This window comes from Magnetococcales bacterium, assembly GCA_015228815.1.
Classification (GTDB): Bacteria; Pseudomonadota; Magnetococcia; order Magnetococcales; family UBA8363; genus UBA8363.
This window is the reverse complement of sequence record JADGCV010000087.1, coordinates 1-4756: the sequence shown is the minus strand read 5'-3', so window position 1 is coordinate 4756 and position 4756 is coordinate 1. Positions and strand designations below refer to the sequence as shown.

Here is a 4756-nt window from a genome sequence, read left to right as displayed (position 1 = left end):
ATACCGAGGAAAACTGCATGATGTTCGAGGCCTTTCTGGCGCACACCCCCTATCGGCTGGTGATCGTCAACAATGGAAGGGATGCGGTGGCCCAGGTCGAGAACAATAGGTTCGACCTGTTGGATGCCCGGTCGCTGCCGGAGGTTTTTCAATAGGTCGGCATGAATTGGCGTTTTGCCAGCCCACGGGAGGAGGGCTTGATCCTTGCCACCTCCCATCCATTGAAATATTCTCGGCACTCGCAGGCAACCAGAGGACGCAAATCATGAAGAGCGGTGAATTTTTCGGCGAATTGATTGGTACCTTTCTGTTGGTACTCTTTGGCTGCGGAACGGTGGCCGTAGCGGTTTTGTTCGGGGGACATCATGGGCTTTTCGATGTTGCGCTTTCTTGGGGAATCGGTGTGACGTTGGCAATCTACGCCACCCGCCATCTTTCCTGCGCGCATTTGAATCCGGCAGTCAGTTGGGCCATGGTTCTTGCCAGGAGAATGACTCCAGGACGGCTTCCGTTCTACTGGCTGGCCCAGTTACTTGGGGCACTCCTGGCAGCGGTGATTCTGTATGGCCTTTTTGCCGATTCCATCACCGCCTATGAACGTCTGCATGGCATTGTCCGGGGGACTCCCGGGTCGATCGGCACGGCAATGATCTTCGGTGAATTCTATCCCAATCCTGGCATGGGAGAGAACGTTCGGACGACGCTGTCTCTGGCCGTGGGGGCGGAAGCGGTGGGAACTTTTCTTCTGGTTTTGCTGATTTTCCTTCTTACGGAAGGGTGCAATCTTGGTCGCCCGGATGACAGCCTGGCACCGGTGTTCATTGGCCTGACGGTGACGACCGTGATCGGTCTGATCGCACCATTGACCCAAGCGGGTCTCAATCCCGCACGTGATTTGGCGCCACGAATTTTTTCATGGTTGGCCGGATGGGGGGATGCCGCGTTTCCCGATACCCGTGGAGGATTTTTCTGGGTCTATGTTCTGGGACCGATGCTTGGGGCCACTGTTGCATCTTTGCTCTTTGTTCATTTGATGGAGCCGGGCATGAATCGTTGCCGAGAATCCTGTTGCGATTCCGGCGATTGTCGGATTCCATCCGAGGCGGACACTTCCACTTGATCACCCTCCACGGTCCTCTGCGATCATTGTTCAATCGCCTGTTCCCTCGGTCGCTCTGGTCCAATAATCGAAGGGAAGCTCGGTCGCAAGTTTCAAGGCCCCCGTCACTCCGGCAAACTCGGGATCCGCCACCTCGTGGACCTGTACCTCCCCAAACGATGCAAGACCCGACATCAATCCCCGAGCCATCCCCCGAATGCGCGAGCCCCCTCCCGTCAAAACGATATTCCGAACCACTGCCTCCCGATCCCCGGGAGCAAAGGTTTCGATCAACCCGGTGATGGCCGCAATCATCGGCGGAAGAATCGACGCACAGGCCAAACCCGCCTCGGGAGCAATATCATACAGGCCCACCCCCCCTTCGATCTTAAGTTCCACCATGGCCATCTCCCGCCCCCCCGTCGCGACATGACCAAACCGTTCCTTGAGTTTTTTGGCAATCGCCGGGGTCATTCGCGCCTCGGGATGGGTGTGGTTGATGGCCTCGGACAAGGTTTTGTCGATGGCATCGCCACCCGTCAACAACGTCACCTGATCCCCAGGCCCCGGAATCGATCCCCTCATGGCACACAGGTTTGTGGTTGCGGCGCCGATATCGACGATGATGGCATTGGCAAGACGATCGATCCCGTAGGCCACCATGAAAGGCTCCGGGAACACCAGAGCCAGATCCATGAACTCGTGGGCCACCTTCAGCAAAGGCCCCTTGTTGACCAGGGCTGCCCGCGCCGGCACGACAAGAATGCCATACACCTGCTCATCGGACCCTGGATCGGCCATGCGCTGGGCATGAGCGATCAACGCCCGCACCGCCATGAACGATTTTTCGTCCCCCTCGCCAAGAATGCCCTCCTTCCAGGGGACCGATAAATCCAGGGTGGCCTTCCGATTCAAGGCCTCTTCTCCAATGAAGGGCATCGGCACCGTGGTTCCACCCCCGAACCCCGCCCGCGGCTGACCGACAACCGAACGCATCCACCCCTTCGCCCCCCGGCTGGAAAGGACGGTGGTCCGCGACGTCCCAAGATTGATTCCCAGAAAGAGTGTGTTTTCCTTCTTCCGAATCATGCCCTCCGACTCCGCATCCGCAACAGTTACCCCTCCTCGCAATTCTGCCTTCATGATACCACACAAATTCATAAAGAAAACACGTTCAATAACAACGTAATTTTAATGTAAAATAAAGATTGCAATCGCCGAGGACATTATGGAAGTTTGATGACAAGAATATAAAAACCTCATTCAATCCGACTTGGAACAGTTTCCCCTTCCCGATCCCGCGCTTGATCAGGTACGTTTATGGATGGTCCAAATGAAGACCCACTGGAGAAACCCGCGATGAAAAGACGTCGGTTCCTGAATTCGACCCTGTACCTGTTTGGTCTCACCCTTGGTTTGCCTCTTCTGGGACGCGCCAGAGGTCTTGCGGAAGTCCCCCGTGAAGAAGGGACGCAATCATGGTTGACATGGAGCGAAGAGGAATGGCGACAACGATTGCCGGAAGATCGATTCCGCATATTGCGCCTGGAAGAGACGGAACCACCGTTTTCGAGTCCGCTGTTGCATGAAAAACGCCAGGGACATTACTGCTGCGCCGGGTGCGAACTGCCCTTGTTCACCTCGACGATGAAGTATGACAGCGGCACCGGGTGGCCCAGTTTCACGAGCGCCCTTCCGGAGCGTCTTGGAACGCGCACGGATTCCAAACTGTTTTATCCGCGCACCGAATACCATTGCATCCGCTGCCGCGGGCACCAGGGCCATCTTTTCGACGACGGCCCGCAACCATTGAAAAAACGCTACTGCAACAATGGCCTGGCCCTCGTATTCAAACCCGGAGAGGTCTGACTCGGCTCGCGAGGATGCACAGATGTCCCACCCCTGGCTGACTTTGACCGGGAACGATCACCTGGGGGCAGGCAATCGTTCCCGGGTCCGCAAGTCGTTTTGCCGGAACGCAGCCCACTGATGGAAGCGACCTTCACGTTCCAAGGGATGATGTATCCGGGAACGGATTGAGCTTCGCTCGATCAGCCAACGATCAGGAACAGCGGTCACCCATTGCCGCGCCCGCCTGGACTCCCGATTCCGACGGATGATCGGCCCCAAGTTTTCGCCCGAGGCGGATGAAGGCCGGGGCATCGTAACTCCCCTTGAGATTGAGCGGATCCCTATCGATATTTTGCGATTCGCGTTCCGAGGTCTCCGAAACCAAGCAGTCCATCATAAGCAATCTCCCATCTGAAATTGGATGACCTCGGGGAATTTGCACAATCCAAGCCACTTCCCCAAACCAGAATTCTTCGTTTTTTCCAAACGTACACCAGGGGTTTTCTTTTTATTTCATAATTATATTTTTCAATCACTTGCACTACAATAGAATTTCTCTTTCCCGCGCCACATCCACCCCCGGCCCCTCATTGGCGGCGATGGTCACCAGGCATCTTTTTCCCACGGCAAGGAATCGGGACGGAAGAAAAATGCCGCGATTTGCTTACGGCAGGCGACACTCGTTGAAAGATGCAAGCCGGCACCATAACGGTCCTTCACCGCCATTCCCGAATTCAAGGGCATCCCTTGAATCACGTCAGGACAGGACGAATCAACGTCAAATTATCCACACCCAACGTCGAACGCGCTGCATCAAACGATTCCCACCTTCCATGACAAAATTATTTTTACATTAAATAACAATGTATTAAACAATAAATTTCCTGATGGCATTTATGTTGCATTAACGCATTCAACAAACATTCCACGACGGCTGAAGATTGGCAACCACCCTCAAGATCCCGCAAGGAGCGCAGCACCATGGCCATGACCGCCCCCATGTGTCCCACCTTGACGAACGCCACGCCTTTCATTGCCCACCCCCTCGATCGTTATGTGGACCGTATCGAACGGGCGCGTCAGGCAGCCCGGGAAGCGGCCCGCCGTCATATCGAGAACATTCTTGAGGAGGCGGGTAAAGACGGGCTGGATCAGGAGATGCTGCGTCTGATGGCCCGCGAACGGCGAATGGCCCATTCGCTGGAAAAATTTCTTGCCTGCCGAAACACGGACTGAATCAGCGCAAGGGTTTGCAAGGACAGAAGTTCGAAGATAAAACGATGCGTCCGGCGGACAGCTTCACCGACCGGCCACCCGATTGATGATGTGGAAGGAGCGCTTCCCTTGCCTGCCGCTCTGCAAACCATTATTTTACTGGTTCTATCCAATATTTTCATGACCTTTGCCTGGTATGCCCATTTGAAACATCTGGGCAACCGTTCCTGGATTCTGGCCGCCCTGATCAGTTGGGGAATCGCCCTTTTCGAGTACCTCCTCCAGGTCCCCGCCAACCGTATCGGTGCCGCCACCCTGACCCTGCCGCAGCTGAAAATCATCCAGGAAGTCATCACCCTGGCGGTTTTCGCCCCGTTTGCTGTCTTTTACATGGGCAGCCCCATCAAACTTGACTTCCTTTGGGCTGGAATATGCCTGCTCGGGGCGGTGTACTTCATGTTTCGCTCGTGATGGCCGATGCAAACCGGACCATCGTATCTCTTTGTTTGCTCAATTAAACCGCAACCATCACGGGACACGTAGTTTTCGGGCTTCAAATGTGGCATGATCGGCATGTAACTTTCCTTAATT

7 protein-coding genes are annotated in these 4756 nt (G+C 55.2%); 5 read left to right on the top strand and 2 right to left on the bottom strand.

All coding sequences use genetic code 11. From position 1 onward, the window contains the following. Positions 1-17: 17 nt before the first annotated feature. Complete coding sequence (locus HQL76_18000) at positions 18-155, top strand: hypothetical protein (protein MBF0111062.1); 138 nt, start codon at positions 18-20, stop codon at positions 153-155. Between the two features lie 110 nt (positions 156-265). Beyond that, on the top strand, positions 266-1120 hold the full coding sequence (locus tag HQL76_17995) for an MIP family channel protein (protein MBF0111061.1): 855 nt from the start codon (positions 266-268) through the stop codon (positions 1118-1120). Positions 1121-1150: 30 nt separating this feature from the next. On the opposite strand, the gene HQL76_17990 is transcribed toward HQL76_17995, so the two are convergent. Then, positions 1151-2188, bottom strand: a complete 1038-nt coding sequence (locus tag HQL76_17990) for a cell division FtsA domain-containing protein (protein MBF0111060.1) — start codon at positions 2186-2188, stop codon at positions 1151-1153. Between the two features lie 270 nt (positions 2189-2458). On the opposite strand from HQL76_17990, the gene msrB reads away from it, so the two are divergent. Then, a complete protein-coding gene (gene msrB, locus HQL76_17985; GenBank protein ID MBF0111059.1) occupies positions 2459-2968 on the top strand; it encodes a peptide-methionine (R)-S-oxide reductase MsrB in 510 nt (169 codons plus the stop codon). A 193-nt stretch (positions 2969-3161) separates the two neighbouring features. On the opposite strand, the gene HQL76_17980 is transcribed toward msrB, so the two are convergent. Then, entirely contained in the window at positions 3162-3347 is a 186-nt protein-coding gene (locus HQL76_17980; GenBank protein ID MBF0111058.1) for a hypothetical protein, read from the bottom strand. Positions 3348-3931: 584 nt separating this feature from the next. Between HQL76_17980 and HQL76_17975 the strand changes: the two genes are divergently transcribed. After that, complete coding sequence (locus tag HQL76_17975) at positions 3932-4186, top strand: hypothetical protein (protein ID MBF0111057.1); 255 nt, start codon at positions 3932-3934, stop codon at positions 4184-4186. A 108-nt stretch (positions 4187-4294) separates the two neighbouring features. After that, entirely contained in the window at positions 4295-4636 is a 342-nt protein-coding gene (locus HQL76_17970; GenBank protein ID MBF0111056.1) for a DMT family protein, read from the top strand. Positions 4637-4756: the final 120 nt, after the last annotated feature.